Source organism: Rathayibacter sp. KR2-224 (genome assembly GCF_049446075.1).
Lineage (GTDB): Bacteria > Actinomycetota > Actinomycetes > Actinomycetales > Microbacteriaceae > Humibacter.
Genome location: NZ_JBMSEB010000001.1, coordinates 1 through 16,239, shown reverse-complemented (window position 1 = coordinate 16,239; position 16,239 = coordinate 1). Strand labels below are relative to the sequence as shown.

Sequence of the window (16,239 nt, the reverse complement as noted above, 5' to 3'; positions counted from 1 at the left end):
GCGCCACGGCTCCTCCGCTCGATTCGTGCTGTGGATTCGGGTCCGAGTCTATCGAGCATCTGCATGGTGAACGGTCAGGAACGCCGTCGTGACGTGCGAGTGCGCAGGACAGCCCAAGCATCCTCCTACTTGGCCGCGTCGGGCACTTGACAATGCCCGTCGTCGGGGTGACACTAATTCCGCAACGTGGTACAACGTTGTACCCATTCCCCCAAAACGCTCACCCCCACCCGCCGGCGACAAGGCGTCGCCCGGCTGAAAGGCACTGGTTTTCAATGAAGAGAGCAGTCGCCGCTATTGCGGCGTTCGGCGCGGCAGCGGCCATGCTGGCCGGATGCGCCGGTTCCTCCGGCTCCTCCGGAGATCACGTAACCCTCACCATGTGGCACGGCTACACGGCCGACGACGGGAAGAAGCTCGATCAGATCATCGACGACTTCAACAAGTCGCAACATCAGGTGACGGTTCAGGAGTCGACCAAGACGTGGGCCGTCATCGAGAGCTCGCTCCTGCCCGCCCTGACAGCTAAGTCCGGTCCGCAGCTCGTCGCGTTGCCGGCCGAGGACCTGCCGGTGTACGCAGGCAAGGGAGCTCTGCAAGATCTGAGCTCCTGGTACTCGTCGAGTTCCAACGCCAAGGCGCTGAACAAGAACGCCGTCACGATGGAAGTGGTCGACGGCAAGAAGTACGGCGTCCCGACGGGCTTCGTTCCGCTCTCGGTCATCTACAACAAGAAGATGTTCGATGCCGCAGGCATCACGTCCTTCCCGACGACCTGGGATGAGTGGGTCGCCGACGCCAAGAAGCTCACCGTCACCCCGGCCGGGTCGTCCACCCCCAGCCAGTACGGGCTGGCCCTGCCCGACCACCAGACGGTCGCGAACGGGGTCTGGCAGACGCTCTTCCTCGAGAACGGCGGAACCATCGCCGACGGCAAGACCGCCAAGGTGGATTCCTCGGCGAACGAGAAGACGCTCTCCTATTGGGCCGACGCGGTGCGCAATTCCCACATCTCGCCCGCGGGTTTGACCGGCGTGCAGGCGGACAACCTCTTCTCAGCAGGCAAGGCCGCGATGGAGATCGCGGGACCGTGGATGCCCGCGGTCGCAGGCGACAACCACATCACGTGGGGATTGGCGCCTGTGCCCGCAGGTCCGGTCACGCAGGCCGCGTCGGCGATCGGCGTCTCGTTGGGTGTCACCGCCCAAGCGAACAGCGCACAGAAGGCGGCTGCGGAGAAGTTCTTCGACTACTTCTACAGCAAGGAGGTCGACACGAAGTGGTCCCTCGGCTCCGGATGGCCGCCGCTGCGCACCGACATTCCCTCCTCGGCCGTCTCGTCGAACGAGGTCGTGGCCACGCTGACCAAGATGTCGTCCCTCGCGAAGCCGCTGCTTCCCGGAGTAGTTGACAGCACAGATGTGCTCTCCGCGGTCGACGACGCGACACAGCACGCGGTATCCGAAGGTCAGGACGCGGCATCCGTGCTCAAGACTGCGCAGACCGCCGCGCAGTCCGCACTGTCGAAGTGATCCACGGCGGGCGGCTGCCTCGCGCGGCCGCCCGCCCTCAGCGTTACGAAAGGGTGCGATGATCATCGACACTCAGCACCAGCGGCGGTATCGGCCACCGATGCAACTCGGCGGGCGTGGAAGCCTGCAGCCGCGTGCCCGTCGCATCGTTGCGGCGTTCTGCTTTCTCCTTCCCGCGTGTGCGATTCTCGGGGTGTTCGTCGTGGCACCCATGATCGCGGCACTCCGAACGTCGTTCTTCGAATCGAGCGGTTTCGGTGCCGAGAGCTTCGTGGGTCTTGGCAACTACATTCAGATCTTCACGGATCCCGCGCTCCTGCGGGCATTCGGCAACACGGCGCTCTACGCCGTTCTCTTCGTGCCAACCGTCATCGTCGTATCCCTCCTCCTCGCGCTCGTCATGAACTCGAAGGCGGTTCCCTTCCGCGGGCTCTTCCGATCGGCGTTGTTCTTTCCGTTCATCGTCTCGCTTGCTGTGGCCGCGTTCGCCTGGGAGTACCTCCTCGACCCGCAGATCGGGTTGCTGAACTACTGGCTGCAGGGAGTGGGCATCCACATCGGCGACGTGCTGAACTCGCCCACTCTGGCGATGCCGGCCGTCGTGCTCGTAGCGGTTTGGAAGAACTTCGGGTTCTACATGGTGATCTTCCTGGCTGGGTTGCAAGACATCCCGGAAAGCATCTACGAGGCGGCTCGCGTGGACGGAGCCGGGCCGTTCAGGCGCTTCTTCAGCGTGACGTTGCCGCTGCTGAACAACACGATGACCTTCGTCGTGATCTTCGCGCTCATCGCGGCGCTGCAGGCCTTCGACCAGATCTACGTGATGACGCAGGGTGGCCCGTATCACTCGACCGACACCGTGGTCACGCAGATCTACCAGCTCGGATTCGAGAAGCTCGACCTTGGGATCGCCTCTGCGCTGTCGTTCGTGCTGCTCATCGGCATCCTGGTCTTGAGCCTCGTGCAGTTCCTGCTCGGAGCGCGCCGCGAGAAGGACCTCGGCGCATGACCGCCGTGGAAGGCGCCCGGGTGCGCGCATCGATCAGGACTCGCGAACGTTCGGCGGCGGCGATCGCCGCACGGGTGCTGGTCGGACTGCTCGTCGCACTCGGTGTGCTCGCGATTCTGCTCCCGGTGCTCGTGGTGGTCTTCACCGCGTTCAAGCCGACGTCGGAGGTCAACGGGTTCCCGCCGACCTTGGTGCCCGCGCACTGGACCTTTGCCAACTTCGACACGATCTTCCGCGACCTGCCGTTCGGACGCTTGATCCTGAACAGCTTCGGCTTCGCAGGAGGGGTCACGGTCTGCGCGTTGGTCTTCGACTCGCTCGCCGCGTACGCGCTGGCCAGAATCGACTTCACGGGAAACCGACTGCTTCTGATCCTCATCGTGGTGACGCTCATGATCCCGTTCCAGGCCACGCTCGTGCCGCTGTACCAGCTGGTTGCGCAGCTGGGCTGGATCAATACGTTCGCAGCACTGATCGTGCCCCGGGCGGCGGATGCCTTCGGCATCTTCTTCCTCAGACAGTTCTTCCTCGCGCTGCCGCGAGACCTCGACAATGCGGCCAGGATCGACGGCGCTTCGGAATGGCGCATCTACCGCTCGGTGGTGTTGCCCAACGCCGTTCCCGCCCTGCTCACCCTCGGAGTCTTCGTCTTCGTCAACAACTGGAACGACCTGCTCTGGCCGCTGGTTTTCTCGACGAAATCCGACATGGCGACGATCACGTCAGGGCTCACCCTGCTCACCGGGCCGAGCGGGATCGTGCCGTACGGCGTCATGATGGCCGGCTCTCTCATCGCGTTGCTTCCGCTCACGATTCTGTTCGTGATCGTGCAGCGCCGATTCGTAACCAGCGTCGCGTCGACAGGACTCAAGTGAACACATGGTGGACGCCGGCCCGACTGCGGTTCGGGCTCGGCATCGAGGACACGTTCGTGCCGCAGAGCGGCCCGGGAGAGCGCGCGGTCGACGAATACGAGTTGACCGAGCACTACTCGCGCTGGAGCTCGGACCTCGAGCTCGCACGAGGCGTAGGTGCGGAGTTCCTCCGCTGGGGTGTGCCGTGGCACCGGGTCAACCCGGAGCCCGACGGGTGGGACTTCGAGTGGACCGACCGCGTGCTGAACAGGATGGTCGAGCTCGGCATCCGCCCGGTCGTCGACCTTCTGCACTACGGCACGCCGCTGTGGCTCGATGGCGAGTTCGCAAACCGCGACTTCCCCGGCCGGTTCGCGGAGTTCGCCGCGAGAACGGCTGAGCGGTATGCGGACATCGTCACCGACTACACACCCGTGAACGAGCCCATGATCCATGCCCAGTTCACCGGCGAGTACGGGTACTGGCCGCCCTACCTCACGGGCACGGACGGCTTGAACCTCATCGCGGTCGCACTTGCCGAGGCCTCGATATCGGCGCAGGACGGCATCCGGGGGGCCGTCGGCACCCGTGCTGTCATCATGCACGTCGACGCCGGCTTCAGATACACGGGCGACGTCGATGCACCCGAACACGCGGCACACGTGGCCCGTCTGCTCGAAGAGCGCTACCTCTTCGAGGACCTCATGCATGGCCGCGTCCTGGAAGGACACGCGCTGCACGCCGGCCTTATCGCGTCCGGCATCGACGCGGAGCGGCTGGCCAGGATCGCGGCCCGCCCGGCTCCGCCCGACGTCATGGGCGTCAACTATTACCCGCTGCACTCAACAGAGGTGTTCGAGGCAGGCATCACCCATCGCGGCGGATTCGCTGACCCGCGTCCCAGCCGTGACGCCGGAACCGCCGGACTCCGTGAGGTGCTCGTCGGATACGCAGAGCGATACGGCCACCCTGTGGTTCTCAGCGAGACGTGCATCACGGCATCCGAGCAACGCAGGATCGGCTGGCTGCGCGACTCGGTGGATGCCGTGAACTCGCTCCGCGACGAAGGCATCCCGGTGGTCGGATACACCTGGTGGCCCTTGTTCGACATGATCGAGTGGACCTGGCGGCACAGCACGGCCAATCCACTGGCGCATCGACTGACGATGGGTCTCTACGATCTGGTGGCGACAGAAGGCGGACTGGAGCGCCGCGAGAACTCCGTCGCGGCCGTTTTCCGGGGTCTGGCTCGGGAGAACGCGGATGCCGGCTCCCGCGTCGATGCACCAATACACTGGCAGCCTTGACGATGGGGATCTCATGACGGTGACGCTTGTCGACGTAGCGCGCGCGGCCGGGGTCTCCATCAAAACCGTTTCCAACGTGGTCCGCGGCCAAGGCAAGTACAGCGAAGACACGGCCGACCGCGTGCGCACAGCCATCGACGAGCTCGGATACCGGCCCAACCTCGCAGCGCGCGGCCTGCGCTCCGGTCGGGTGGGAGCCATCAGCCTGATCGTTCCCGACATCCGCAACCCGTTCTTCTCGGAGCTCGCCGCTGCCGTCATCCAGGCCGCGGATCGACACGAACTGCTCGTTGTTCTCGAGCAATCGGGTGGCGGGCCGAGCGCCGAGCTGGAGCTGCTCCGCGGCAGACGGGCACGCCTCGTCGACGGCATCCTCTTCAGCGCCCTCGGACTCACCGCAGGCAACACCGAGCTGGCCGAGACGGTGACGATGCCTGTAGTACTGCTCGGCGAACCCATCGCCGGATGGGCCACGGACTTCGTCACGATGCCGAACGAGTCCGCCGCCCGGGCCGCCACCGCCCATCTACTGGCACGTGGCAGGCGACGCATCCTCGCACTCGGTCTGCGGACGGGTGATTCCGCCGGGCCCGCGCACCTCAGGCTTCTCGGCTACCGGGAGGCGCTGACGGCGGCCGGGTTGCCATCCGATCCCGGCCTGCAGATCGACGCGGGCCTGTGGCAACGCGAGAACGGGGCAGCCGCGATCAGGGATGCCCTCGACCGCGGAATCGAGTTCGACGGCGTTGTGGCGTTCAACGATGCGCTCGCGCTCGGCGCCATCCGGGCACTGCGCGACGCAGGTCTGAGAGTGCCGAACGATGTGGCGGTCATCGGATTCGACGACATCGAGGAGGCCCGTTTCAACGAGCCGACGCTGACCACGGTGAAGGTGAATCTGGAAGCCATGGCCGGCTCCGCCGTTCGGTTCCTGCTGCAGCGCCTCGACGGGGAGCCGACTGAACGCACGGCCGTGGAGAGCTTCACGTCCGATTTCACGATCATCGAACGCCAGTCGACACAGGTCGACTGAGTCCGCCCTACCTCGCTCGCGGATGCGCCGTCGTGTACATGTCGCGCAGCGTGTCCGCCGTGACGAGCGTGTAGATCTGGGTGGTCGCAACCGACGAGTGGCCGAGCAGCTCCTGCACCACCCGCACGTCGGCGCCGCCTTCGAGCAGGTGCGTCGCGAACGAGTGGCGCAGCGTGTGCGGCGAAACGGATGCCGTCAGCCCGGCCCGCTCCGCCGCGGCTTTGATGACGAGCCATGCGCTCTGTCTGCTGAGCCGGGCTCCGCGAGCGCCGAGAAACAGCGCCGGCGTCGCCGAGCCGCGCCGCGAGAAGACCGGCCGTACGCGCACCAGGTACTCGTCGAGGGCATCCCGGGCGTAGCTGCCGAGCGGCACGATGCGCTGCTTGCTTCCCTTTCCCGTCAGACGGATCACGTCGCGCTCGATCACGTCGTCCACGTTCAGGTCGACCGCCTCCGACACGCGCGCGCCCGTCGCGTAGAGCAGCTCGAGCAACGCCTTGTCGCGCAAGCGGGCCGGGTCGTCGCCATCCGTCGCTGCAAGCAATGACTCGACCTGGGCCAGGCTCAGCGCTTTCGGCAGGCGCGAGGGCAGCTTCGGCGGGCGCACGTCACGTGCCGCGTCGTCGTGCACCTCTCCTTCGTCGAGCAGAAAGCGGTGCAGCCCGCGCACGGTCGAGAGCATGCGGGCCACGGATGCCGGCCCAAGCGCTAGCGCGGCGTCCACCTCGCCACGAGTGACGAGGTGGCGTTCGTAGTCGTCCACGTCGCGCGGTCCGATCGCGCTCATCTCCGCGATGCCGCGCTCGTGCAACCACTGGGAATACTGGCGCAGATCGCGCCGGTACGCCGCGACCGTGTTGCGGGAGAGTCCGCGCTCGATGCCGACGTGCCGCAGGTACGCCTCGACCGCGGCGTCCGGCGTCATCGGCCTGGTTCCGCCGAACCCACCGACTGCGGTGCCGAGTGCGCGCGCCCGTCCAGCGGCCGCTTGAGCCACGATCCCCGCTCGAGCGGCAGGTCGGCCGCGCCGAGGGTCGAGTACCCCTCGGCGCGCGCCGCCAGCGCGGCGAGTGACGCGATGGCCAGCGGGGCATTGCGGAGGCGACGCTCCAGAACCCCGCGCACGATCTCCTCGAGGGGCACCCAGCGCACCTCGATGTCCGCCTCTTCCTCCTCGCGCGCGAACGCCTCGTCCGCGGCGTGCACTCCCCTCGCCAGGTACACCCGGATCACCTCGTTGTTCCCGCCTGGTGTGCTGGCGAAGTCGACGAGCACGTTCCACTCGTCGGCGACGACGTCTGCTTCTTCGGCCAGCTCGCGTTTGGCAGCATCCAACGGCGGCTCGCCGGCCATGTCGAGCAGGCCGGCCGGCAGCTCCCAGTCCTTCGAGCGGATCGGGTGCCGGTACTGCCTGATCAGCAGCGCCCGATCCTCGTCGTCGAGCGCCAGCACAACGACGGCTCCGGTGTGGTCGACGTATTCGCGCACCACTGTGGAGTGCCCCAATTCGACGGTGTCGCGCCGAACGTCCCACACTCGTCCGCGGTAGACGACCTCCGAGTCGGTCACCCGTCCGCTGTACGGCTCGTCCGCGAGCTCCTGGTGGGTGCTGTTGTCAGGCATCCTCTTTCACCTCGAAAAGACGCGTCGACTCCTGGCGGTCGAGTGCCGCCGCGATCAGCCCACGGAACAGCGGATGCGCGCGGTTCGGCCGGGAACGAAGCTCGGGGTGCGCCTGTGTGCCGACGTAGAACGGATGAACGTCGCGCGGCAGCTCGACGTACTCCACCAAGTGCCCGTCAGGCGACGTTCCCGAGAATGCGAGGCCGGCATCCGCGATCTGCTCCCGGTAGCTGTTATTCACCTCGTACCTGTGTCTGTGCCGCTCGGATGCCTCAGCCGATTCGTACAGTTCCGCGACGATCGAGCCCTGCTGCAGCTTCGCGGGATACAGTCCCAGCCGCATGGTGCCGCCCAGGTCTCCACCCGCGATGATCTCAACCTGTTCCGCCATCGTCGCGATGACAGGGTGCTGGGTGTCAGGGTCGAACTCGCTCGAGGATGCGTCGTCCAGCCCCGCCTCGTGCCTCGCGTACTCGATCACCATGCACTGCAGCCCGAGGCACAGGCCGAGCACCGGGATGCCGTTCTCACGCGCGAACCGCAGCGCGCCGACCTTGCCCTCGATGCCCCTGATGCCGAATCCGCCTGGCACGCAGATACCGTCGACGTCGGCGAGCTCGCGCGCAGCCCCTTCCGGTTCCTGGCATCCGTCGCTCGCGATCCAGCGCAGGTTCACCTTTGCCCGGTTCGCGAAGCCGCCCGCCCGCAGCGCCTCGGTGACCGAGAGGTAGGCATCCGGAAGGTCGACGTACTTGCCGACCAGTCCGATCGTCACCTCGTGCTTGGGCTCGTGCACGACCTTGAGCAGCGTCTCCCAGCTGTCGCGGTCAGGCTCGGCTGCCACGAGGCCGAGCTGGTCGACGATGTAGTCGTCGAGGCCCTGTTCGTGCAGCATGTTCGGAATGTCGTAGATGCTCGGAACGTCGATGGCGTTGACCACGGCTCGCTCGTCCACGTCGCACATGAGCGCGATCTTCTTCTTGTTGCTCTCGGAGACGGGCCGGTCGCTGCGCAGCACGAGCGCGTCGGGCTGGATACCGATCGACCTCAGCGCCGCCACCGAGTGCTGCGTCGGCTTGGTCTTCTGCTCGCCCGAGGCGTTCATGTACGGCACGAGCGACACGTGCACGAAGAAGCAGTTCTGCCTGCCGAGCTCGTGTCGCACCTGCCGTGCCGACTCGATGAACGGCTGCGATTCGATGTCGCCGACCGTGCCGCCGATCTCGGTGATGATGACGTCGGGACGCGGGTCGTCGGATGCCTGCAACCGCATCCTGCGCTTGATCTCGTCGGTGATGTGCGGAATGACCTGCACGGTGTCGCCCAGATATTCGCCGCGTCGCTCCATGGCGATGACCTGGGAGTAGATCTGGCCGGTGGTGACGTTGGCGGCCTGGCTGAGGTTGATGTCGAGGAAGCGTTCGTAGTGCCCGATGTCGAGGTCGGTCTCGGCTCCGTCGTCGGTGACGAACACCTCTCCGTGCTGGAACGGGTTCATCGTGCCCGGATCCACGTTGAGGTAGGGGTCGAGTTTCTGCATCACGACGCGCAGACCGCGCGAGGTCAGAAGATTGCCAAGGCTGGCCGCCGTGAGGCCTTTGCCTAAAGAAGAAACGACACCACCTGTCACGAAAATGTGCTTGGTAGTGCCGTTCAAAAGCCCCGCGTCAGTTTTTTCCACCACGGGCTTTCATCCTATCAGCGCCGACGGCGCAACTCTGGACAGACGACACGCACACAAGGCAGCATCGACGGCGCACGCGCCCGTCTGCAGACAACCGACCGTGGCATCCGACGTCATGACGGGATGCCCACGCTCTCCCTGGCGAGGTCGAGCAACTCGCGGGCGTGCGCGAGACCGCTCTCGGAGTCCGTGAGGCCGGAGAGCAGCCGCGCCATCTCCGAGATGCGGTCGTCGCCTTCGAGCTGCCGCACACTGGAGGCCGTCACAGATCCGTCACCCGCCTTCACCACCGAGAGGTGGTTGGTCGCGAACGCGGCGACCTGGGCGAGGTGCGTCACGACGATCACCTGAGCCGTCTCGGCAAGGCGCGCGAGCCGGCGGCCGATCTCGATGGCGGATGCTCCGCCGACGCCTGCGTCGATCTCGTCGAACACGAAGGTGGGCACCGGATCGCTCCCGGCCAGCACGACCTCGATGGCGAGCATGACGCGCGACAGCTCGCCTCCTGACGCCCCTTTTCCGAGCGGCCGCGCCTCGGCTCCTGCGTGCGGGCGGAGAAGGATCGAGACCGCGTCTCGGCCGGCGAGGGTGTACTCGTCGCGTTGCTGCACGTCGATGACCACTGCGGCATCCGGCATGGCGAGAGCCGCGAGTTCGCCGGTCACCTGGGCCGCGAGCGACTCTGCCGCCTTCGAACGCAGCGCGGAGACGGATGCCGCCAGCCGCTCGACCTCCTCCGCGTCTTTCGCGACGAACGTGGTCAACTGCTCGATGCGCTCCTCGTCGCCCTCGAGCTCGGCCAGGCGCTCGCCACCGGTCGCGGCGCGCTCGATGACCTCGTCAAGGGTCGGCCCGTACTTGCGCACGACGCCGGCGAGTTCCGCTCGGCGTTCCTGGATCACATCCAGATCGTGGGCGCCGTCGCTGTCGAGCGCCGAAAGGTAGGTGGAGAGCTGCGCGGCCGCGTCGTCCACCTGGAAGCCGAGGCCCGCGATCACCTCCGCGAGAGTCTGCAGTGCCGGATCGTGCACGCCGGCGCGCTCGAGTTCCCGCCTCGCGGTCTCGAGCAGACCTCTCACATCCGGCCCATCCGAGTCCTCAGCAGACAACGACTCCCGCGCCGCCGCTGCGCCGAGCCGCAGCGACTCCAGATTGGTCAATCGTTCTGCCTGTTCGGCGAGCGTCTCGTCCTCGCCGGGCTCAGGTGCGACCGCCTCGATCTCGCTCAGAGCCGCCCGCAGGTCGTCAGCCTCCCTGGCACGCCGGTCGCGCTCATCGACCAGCTGCGCGAGTTCCTCGCGGTTGGCGCTCCACCTGCGGTACGCCTGACGGTAGGCATCGAGTGCTTCGAGCAACGGTGCACCGGCGAATCGGTCGAGGGCCTCGCGCTGTGCCGTCGCGGATCGCAATCGGATCTGATCGGACTGCCCGTGCACGACGACCAACTGCTCGGCGAGCTCCGCCAGCACGCTCACGGGCGCACCACGCCCGCCGACGACGGCACGGCTTCGTCCTTCGGCCGCCACGGACCGGCTCAGCACCAGCTCGCCGAAGGATGCCTCGTCCGCCTCGTCGAGGTCGCCTCCGGCATCCCGCACCCGCTCGGCCACGTCGCCGTTTACCGGTACACGCCACCTCCCCTCGACCCAGAGCTGGGGGCTGCCGGAGCGGACGACTGCGCTGTCCGCGCGTTGTCCGAGCAGGAGCCCGAGAGCGGTGACCACCATGGTCTTGCCCGCGCCCGTTTCTCCGGTCAAAGCGGTGAACCCGGCACCGAGCGGCAGAGTGGCGCGCTCGATGACGCCGAGGTCACGGATCGAGATCTCCTCAATCACGAGCGTTTGGCCCTCGCCATCCGGTGACCGGCAGATTGAATTTGCGCACGAGCCGATCCGTGAAGGGCGCCGTATGCAGGCGGGCGAGCGTGACAGGGGTATCTGACTTCGACACCATCACGCGTGCTCCCTGGGGGAGGTCGAAGGCCCGTCGCCCATCGCACCACAGCACTGCGGGCGTGTCGGTGCGACGCAGGAGTTCGACGGCGAGAACCGAGTCCGCCGCCACCACGAGAGGGCGTGAGAACAGAGCATGAGCACTCAAGGGCACGAGCAGGAGGGCATCGAGCGTCGGCCACACGACGGGACCGCCTGCCGAGAACGAGTACGCCGTTGAGCCGGTCGGGGTGGACATGACGACGCCGTCGCATCCGAAGCTCGAAAGTGGCCTGCCATCCACCTCCACCACGACCTCGATCATGCGCTCGCGACTGGCCTTCTCGATGCTCGCCTCGTTGAGCGCCCAGCTCTCGTACACGACGTCGGTTCCGCATTTCACGCGCACGAAAAGCGTCATGCGCTCCTCGACCGTGTAGTCCTTGGCCAGGGCGCGCGCGACCGCGAGCTCGAGATCGTCTCGCTCGCTCTCGGCGAGGAAGCCGACGTGCCCGAGGTTCACACCCAACAGCGGCACCTCGTATCCGCGCACGGTCTCCGCCGCCCGCAGAATGGTGCCGTCGCCGCCGAGCACGATCACGAGCTCGAGCTGTTCGGGCTTGATGTCGTCACCGAGGATCGCAAGTGACGCAAGATCGGATGCCGCCTCGACCAGGTCGGCGCGCTCGTCGGCACCCAGCACCGGCACGACTCCTGCGGCGATGAGCTGCCTGCACACCTGGATGCCGGCCTCGATGGAATCGCCCCGACCGGTGTGCGACACCACGAGGAAGTACCGCCCGGGTGCGTCCACGCGCCTCACTCTCCCACCATCGCGCCGATCTCGTCCAACCATTCTGTCGGATGCCGGCCCGCACGTGTGCTCAGCCAGAGCAGGTACTCACGATTCCCGTGGGTGCCGACCACGGGGGACGGAAGGATGCCTGCGGTCGGCATGCCGAGATCCCACGCCGCCCACATGACCGACGTGACCGCATCCTCCCGCAGCGCGGGATCGCGCACGATGCCCTCGCGGATGCCCGTGCGACCCACCTCGAACTGCGGCTTCACGAGCAGCACGTACTCCGCATCACGGCCAACCGCCTCGATCAGTGGCGGCAGCACCAGCGACAGCGAGATGAACGACAGGTCGCCCACGACGATGTCGACCCGGCTCCCGCCCGTCAGTCCGGCGAGCGTCGCCGCGTCGAGAAATCGCACGTTGATGCCCTCGGCGACGACCACTCGCGGATCCGACGCGATGGAGGGCGCCAACTGGCCGTGCCCGACGTCGATGGCGATGACCCGCTGGGCTCCGCGTTCGAGCAGCACCTGCGTGAAACCGCCTGTGGATGCCCCGACATCCAGCGCGGTCACACCTGGCTCTCGCACCACGTGGTCGAGTCCGAAGCCGTCCAGTGCCGCGATGAGCTTGTGCGCTGCGCGGCTCACGTAATGGTCGACGGCCTCCACCGAGATGGTGTTCTGATCCGTCACGCGGGCGGATGCCTTCACCACGGCGCGCCCGTCCACGCTCACGCGTCCATCGGCGATGAGCTTCGCGGCATGAGTGCGGGAACGCGCCAGCCCGCGCTCCGTCACCGCGGCATCCAGGCGCTGCTCAGGCATCCTGCCTGTGATCGTCGTCGCCCTCGAGCGCTTCGACGAGCTCGCGGTGGATGCGCGTGTACGCGTCGGCGCGCTCGTCGAGGGGACGCTCCTCGATCAGACGCAGTCTGGACAGCAGCTCGTCGCCGACGTGATCGACCTCGCGATCGGACTGATCGGCCGTCTTCGGCCCGTCACCCTGTGCTGCCGACACCGCATCGATCGACCGCGCGCCGTCTCCGACAGGCTCCGCGGCACGCTGGGATCCGGTCTCGTCAGGCACCAGTCCACGGTACCGCGAAGCGCGCTCCTGTCACCGACCACCATGCGGCGGGTGAGCGAAAGCGTCAGGCGTAGAGCTCTTCCGGAACGTCGAGCGTGAAGATCGGTCGACCGCTCGTCCAGATCAGCGTGCTCGCCGCGCGCAAGAGGTCGATCTCGCTGTCGCCGCGTCGCACGATGCGCACCGCGTTACCTTCCAGCCGCACGGATGCCTCGCGCACCTCGACAGCGTCGCCCGCACGAGAGACCTTCGGCACCGGGTACGGCTCGTTCAGTTCACGCAAATCCGAGAGCACGTACTGCGGGCGCTCATCCTTGCCTGCAGCCAGCACCTGCTTGGCGCGGTCGATTCCCGTCAACACGAGAGCCGAAGGGACTCCAGCCCGGTTCGCGCCAAGGATGTCCGTGTCCAGGCGGTCCCCCACCGCGAGCGGCGAACGCGCCCCGAATCGTTCGACCGCCAGGTCGTACATGATGCGCTCGGGCTTGCCTGCCACCGCCGGAAGGCGCCCGACCGCCGTGTGCACTGCCGACACGAGTGTGCCGTTGCCCGGCGCGACGCCGCGTGGTTGCGGAAGCGTCCAGTCCGTGTTCGTGGCGACCCAGTGCACCGACTCGTCGGCCAGCGCGAATGCCGCCTCGGCCAGTTGCCGCCATCCCACATCGGGAGCGAATCCCTGAACAACGGCCGCCGGATGATCGTCGGCCGACCGAGTGACGCGATATCCGGCCTCCTCGAGCACCGCGACCAGCCCTTCTCCCCCGACGACGAGCACCGTGGCACCCGGCCGGATGAGCTCGACAAGCACCTTCGACGCTGCCTGGGGCGACGTGATGATGTCCTCCGGACGCACCTCGTAGCCGAGCCCCGTCAGTTGCTCCGCCACAGCGCGATCGGTTCTGGATGCGTTGTTGGTCAGGCACCCCACCCTGATGCCGAGCGCTTGCGCCCCCTTCATGGCATCGACGGCGTGGGGAATCGGCTCGGAGCCAGAGTAGAGCACGCCATCCAGGTCGGCGAGGATCACATCCACGCCCTCCAGCGGCGACCTCTCGGGTTCCCGTCGGAACAGCCCCCTGCGTCGCTCACTCGCCATCCGCACGCTCCTCGGATGTCTCTCCGCTGCTCGCGGAATCCGCGGTCGGCCGCGCGTCGCCGGGTCCGTCCGAGTCGCGTTCGATTTCGCCCTTGACCGACTCACCCTCGCCGGGCTCAACTTCGACCGACTCACCGTCCACAGGCCCAACGTCGACTGGCGAAACTTCGACCGACTCAACCCCCACCGGCGCAACGTCGACGGACTCAACCTCCACCGGCGCACCGAGGTCGTCCGCGGCGTAGGCCGCGCCCGATTCGTCTTCTTCGATGTCCACGACCACGACGTCCTCGTCGTCCTGTCCGAGTGCTTCGCGAGCACGCTCGGCGAGGGACTCCCATGCCGCCGCTTCGGATGCCCGACCCAGGTCCTCGAGCACGGTCGCGTACGCGTCGAACAGGGCTGGACTGTAGGAGAACGCCTTGTGCCGATCCAGTTGCGGGATCTCGAGTTCGGCCAGCGCGGCTTCCGTCTGCCCGAGATCGAGACGCGCCCCCGACATGGCGATGGCCAGCTCGACCTGAACGTCGTTCGGCAGCTCAGACCGGTCGACGGAGCGGCCGAGCTCGAGCGCGCGATCCGGCCGCCCGACACCACGCTCGCTGTCGACCATCAGCGGCAACTGATCGTTCTTGCCAGAGATGCGTCGGTAGGTACGCAGTTCACGCAGCGCGAGCGCGAAGTCGCCCGTCTGATACGCCGTGATCGCCAGGGTCTCGCGAACGATCGCGATCCTTCCGGCACGGCGAGCCGCCGCCAACGCGTGGCGATGGGCAAGCGCGGGATCCTCGTCGATGAGATTGGATGCCATCGCCAGGTGACGCGCGACCTCGTCCGCGTTCTCTTTGCTGAGGGTCTTCAGCTCGATGCGCGCGGCCCTCTCGAGGTCCTTCGGCGTGATCGCCTCGGGGATCTCGGGATCGTCGTGCCGGGGCCTGACGCTGCGCGGCACCTCCGAGCGCTCGCCCTCACGGGAATCCCCGCGATCGGCCCAGGCGGGCCTGCGCGAACCGGAGTCGGAATCGTGCCCATACCGGGAACGGTCATCGGCGCGCCGATCGTCGCCGCGACGAGGAGCGCTGCCTGGACGTCCGTTCGACGTGCTCCCGCTCCAGCCGTCGCCACGTGGCGGCCGCGTACCCTGACGGTCGCCGTATGGAGGCCGCGCACCACGGTTGCCACCGTATGCGGGCCGCTCACCACGGCCCTCACCGTACCCGGGCCGTGCACCGCGACGGTCGCCGCTCGCCTGACCGCGACCGCGCGAGTCCTTGTCTCGGTCACCCGCGTTGCTGCCCGACGACCACTTGCGCCCCTCAGCGCCTTGGCCGTCTCTTCTCTCGCTGCGACCTCCCGACCGGGAGCCACTGCCTCCGGCGCTTCCGGCCCCGTAACCTTCTCGGCTCTTGCCTGCACCGTAGCCGTCGCGACGTGCACCACCGTGCCTGTTGTCACCGCTTGCACCGCGTCCCGCGCCTCCCCACGAAGCACCGTCGCGGGAACCGGTCGTGCTGCTCCTGCCGGAAGTACCGCGGTCGCGACCGCTCGACGGCGCGCCGTCGCGCGAGCCTCGCCCGGCACCCCCAGCGCCCCTACGAGCGTCATTCCCCCAGCGTGCGCCGCCTGACGTGCGCCCGCCACGGTCTCCACCGGCGAAGCCGCCACGGGATCCATCGCCAGTAGGACGGATGCCGCTGCCGCCCGAGCGCCGCCCGTCACCATCGCCCTCATGGCGGTGCGCCGGCTTCGATCCGTCGCTCCATGACCGTCCGCCCTTCGAGGCCCCGCCCCTCGATGGGCTGCTCTTGGCATCTCCCCAGGACCGCGAACCTCGCCCGCCAGAGCCGTCTCGATCGCCGCCGGCAGAGCCTTGTCCGCGTCCCCCGCCGTCGCGGGAAGACCCTCCGCCCGGCTGCCCTGACCGCTGAGGGCCTCGCGCGCGATCGCCGCTCGGCGGACGACCGGATCTCGAGCCGGCGCCAGAATCGGCAGGCCTGCCGGATCTCTTCGGACCGTCCTCGCCGTCGCCGCGATTCGTACGCCGTTCGGCGTCGTCGTCTCGTGCCATCGTGCACTGCCCTTCCTGAGCTGTCCGGCGGTTCCGGCGCGTTAACCAGAAGTGGCCACCCATTGCTGGGTGGCCACTTTCTAGAAGAAGTCCGGCGGTGTCCTACTCTCCCACAGGGTCACCCCTGCAGTACCATCGGCGCTGAGAGTCTTAGCTTCCGGGTTCGGAATGTGTCCGGGCGTTTCCCTCTCGCTATGGCCGCCGAAACACT

Annotated in this window: 14 protein-coding genes and 1 rRNA gene; 5 read left to right on the top strand and 10 right to left on the bottom strand. The window is 67.4% G+C overall.

All coding sequences use genetic code 11. The features are described 5' to 3' along the window. Nucleotides 1-275: 275 nt before the first annotated feature. Genes ACO2Q7_RS00075 through ACO2Q7_RS00055 form a run of 5 tightly spaced genes read left to right on the top strand, consistent with a single transcriptional unit; the run spans nt 276 to nt 5,735 of the window. Nucleotides 276-1,532: an extracellular solute-binding protein gene (locus ACO2Q7_RS00075; protein WP_423353613.1), complete on the top strand. Its 1,257-nt coding sequence runs from the start codon at nt 276-278 to the stop codon at nt 1,530-1,532. A 58-nt stretch (nt 1,533-1,590) separates the two neighbouring features. Continuing rightward, nucleotides 1,591-2,541 (top strand): carbohydrate ABC transporter permease, encoded by a 951-nt coding sequence (locus ACO2Q7_RS00070; RefSeq protein WP_423353612.1) that lies wholly within the window; start codon nt 1,591-1,593, stop codon nt 2,539-2,541. Further along, nucleotides 2,538-3,416, top strand: coding sequence for a carbohydrate ABC transporter permease (locus ACO2Q7_RS00065; protein ID WP_423353611.1), 879 nt, complete (start codon nt 2,538-2,540; stop codon nt 3,414-3,416). The genes ACO2Q7_RS00070 and ACO2Q7_RS00065 overlap by 4 nt, the downstream gene beginning before the upstream one ends. Next, nucleotides 3,413-4,702, top strand: coding sequence for a family 1 glycosylhydrolase (locus ACO2Q7_RS00060; RefSeq protein ID WP_423353610.1), 1,290 nt, complete (start codon nt 3,413-3,415; stop codon nt 4,700-4,702). Before ACO2Q7_RS00065 ends, ACO2Q7_RS00060 begins: the two co-directional genes overlap by 4 nt. 13 nt (nt 4,703-4,715) lie before the next feature. Further along, nucleotides 4,716-5,735 carry a LacI family DNA-binding transcriptional regulator gene (locus ACO2Q7_RS00055; RefSeq protein WP_423353609.1) on the top strand — a complete coding sequence of 340 codons (1,020 nt, stop codon included), beginning with the start codon at nt 4,716-4,718 and terminating at the stop codon, nt 5,733-5,735. 7 nt (nt 5,736-5,742) lie between these two features. On the opposite strand, the gene xerD is transcribed toward ACO2Q7_RS00055, so the two are convergent. From xerD to rrf, 10 genes are all read right to left on the bottom strand, one after another. Continuing rightward, the gene (gene xerD, locus ACO2Q7_RS00050; protein WP_423353608.1) at nt 5,743-6,660 is read right to left on the bottom strand and encodes a site-specific tyrosine recombinase XerD; all 918 of its coding nucleotides are present in this window, start codon (nt 6,658-6,660) and stop codon (nt 5,743-5,745) included. After that, nucleotides 6,657-7,358: an NUDIX domain-containing protein gene (locus ACO2Q7_RS00045; RefSeq protein ID WP_423353607.1), complete on the bottom strand. Its 702-nt coding sequence runs from the start codon at nt 7,356-7,358 to the stop codon at nt 6,657-6,659. The genes xerD and ACO2Q7_RS00045 overlap by 4 nt, the downstream gene beginning before the upstream one ends. Continuing rightward, a complete protein-coding gene (locus ACO2Q7_RS00040) occupies nt 7,351-9,039 on the bottom strand; it encodes a CTP synthase (RefSeq protein WP_423355917.1) in 1,689 nt (562 codons plus the stop codon). Before ACO2Q7_RS00040 ends, ACO2Q7_RS00045 begins: the two co-directional genes overlap by 8 nt. A gap of 116 nt (nt 9,040-9,155) precedes the next feature. After that, complete coding sequence (recN, locus tag ACO2Q7_RS00035; RefSeq protein ID WP_423353606.1) at nt 9,156-10,877, bottom strand: DNA repair protein RecN; 1,722 nt, start codon at nt 10,875-10,877, stop codon at nt 9,156-9,158. Beyond that, nucleotides 10,870-11,787, bottom strand: coding sequence for an NAD kinase (locus ACO2Q7_RS00030; RefSeq protein WP_423353605.1), 918 nt, complete (start codon nt 11,785-11,787; stop codon nt 10,870-10,872). Before ACO2Q7_RS00030 ends, recN begins: the two co-directional genes overlap by 8 nt. Nucleotides 11,788-11,792: 5 nt before the next feature. Continuing rightward, nucleotides 11,793-12,602 carry a TlyA family RNA methyltransferase gene (locus ACO2Q7_RS00025; RefSeq protein ID WP_423353604.1) on the bottom strand — a complete coding sequence of 270 codons (810 nt, stop codon included), beginning with the start codon at nt 12,600-12,602 and terminating at the stop codon, nt 11,793-11,795. After that, nucleotides 12,595-12,864, bottom strand: coding sequence for a hypothetical protein (locus ACO2Q7_RS00020; protein ID WP_423353603.1), 270 nt, complete (start codon nt 12,862-12,864; stop codon nt 12,595-12,597). Before ACO2Q7_RS00020 ends, ACO2Q7_RS00025 begins: the two co-directional genes overlap by 8 nt. A 64-nt stretch (nt 12,865-12,928) precedes the next feature. Then, nucleotides 12,929-13,960 (bottom strand): HAD-IIA family hydrolase, encoded by a 1,032-nt coding sequence (locus ACO2Q7_RS00015; protein ID WP_423353602.1) that lies wholly within the window; start codon nt 13,958-13,960, stop codon nt 12,929-12,931. Further along, on the bottom strand, nt 13,950-14,912 hold the full coding sequence (locus tag ACO2Q7_RS00010) for a hypothetical protein (RefSeq protein WP_423353601.1): 963 nt from the start codon (nt 14,910-14,912) through the stop codon (nt 13,950-13,952). The genes ACO2Q7_RS00015 and ACO2Q7_RS00010 overlap by 11 nt, the downstream gene beginning before the upstream one ends. Nucleotides 14,913-16,117: 1,205 nt before the next feature. Further along, nucleotides 16,118-16,234 (bottom strand): 5S ribosomal RNA (rrf, locus tag ACO2Q7_RS00005). Between the last annotated feature and the right edge of the window lie 5 nt (nt 16,235-16,239).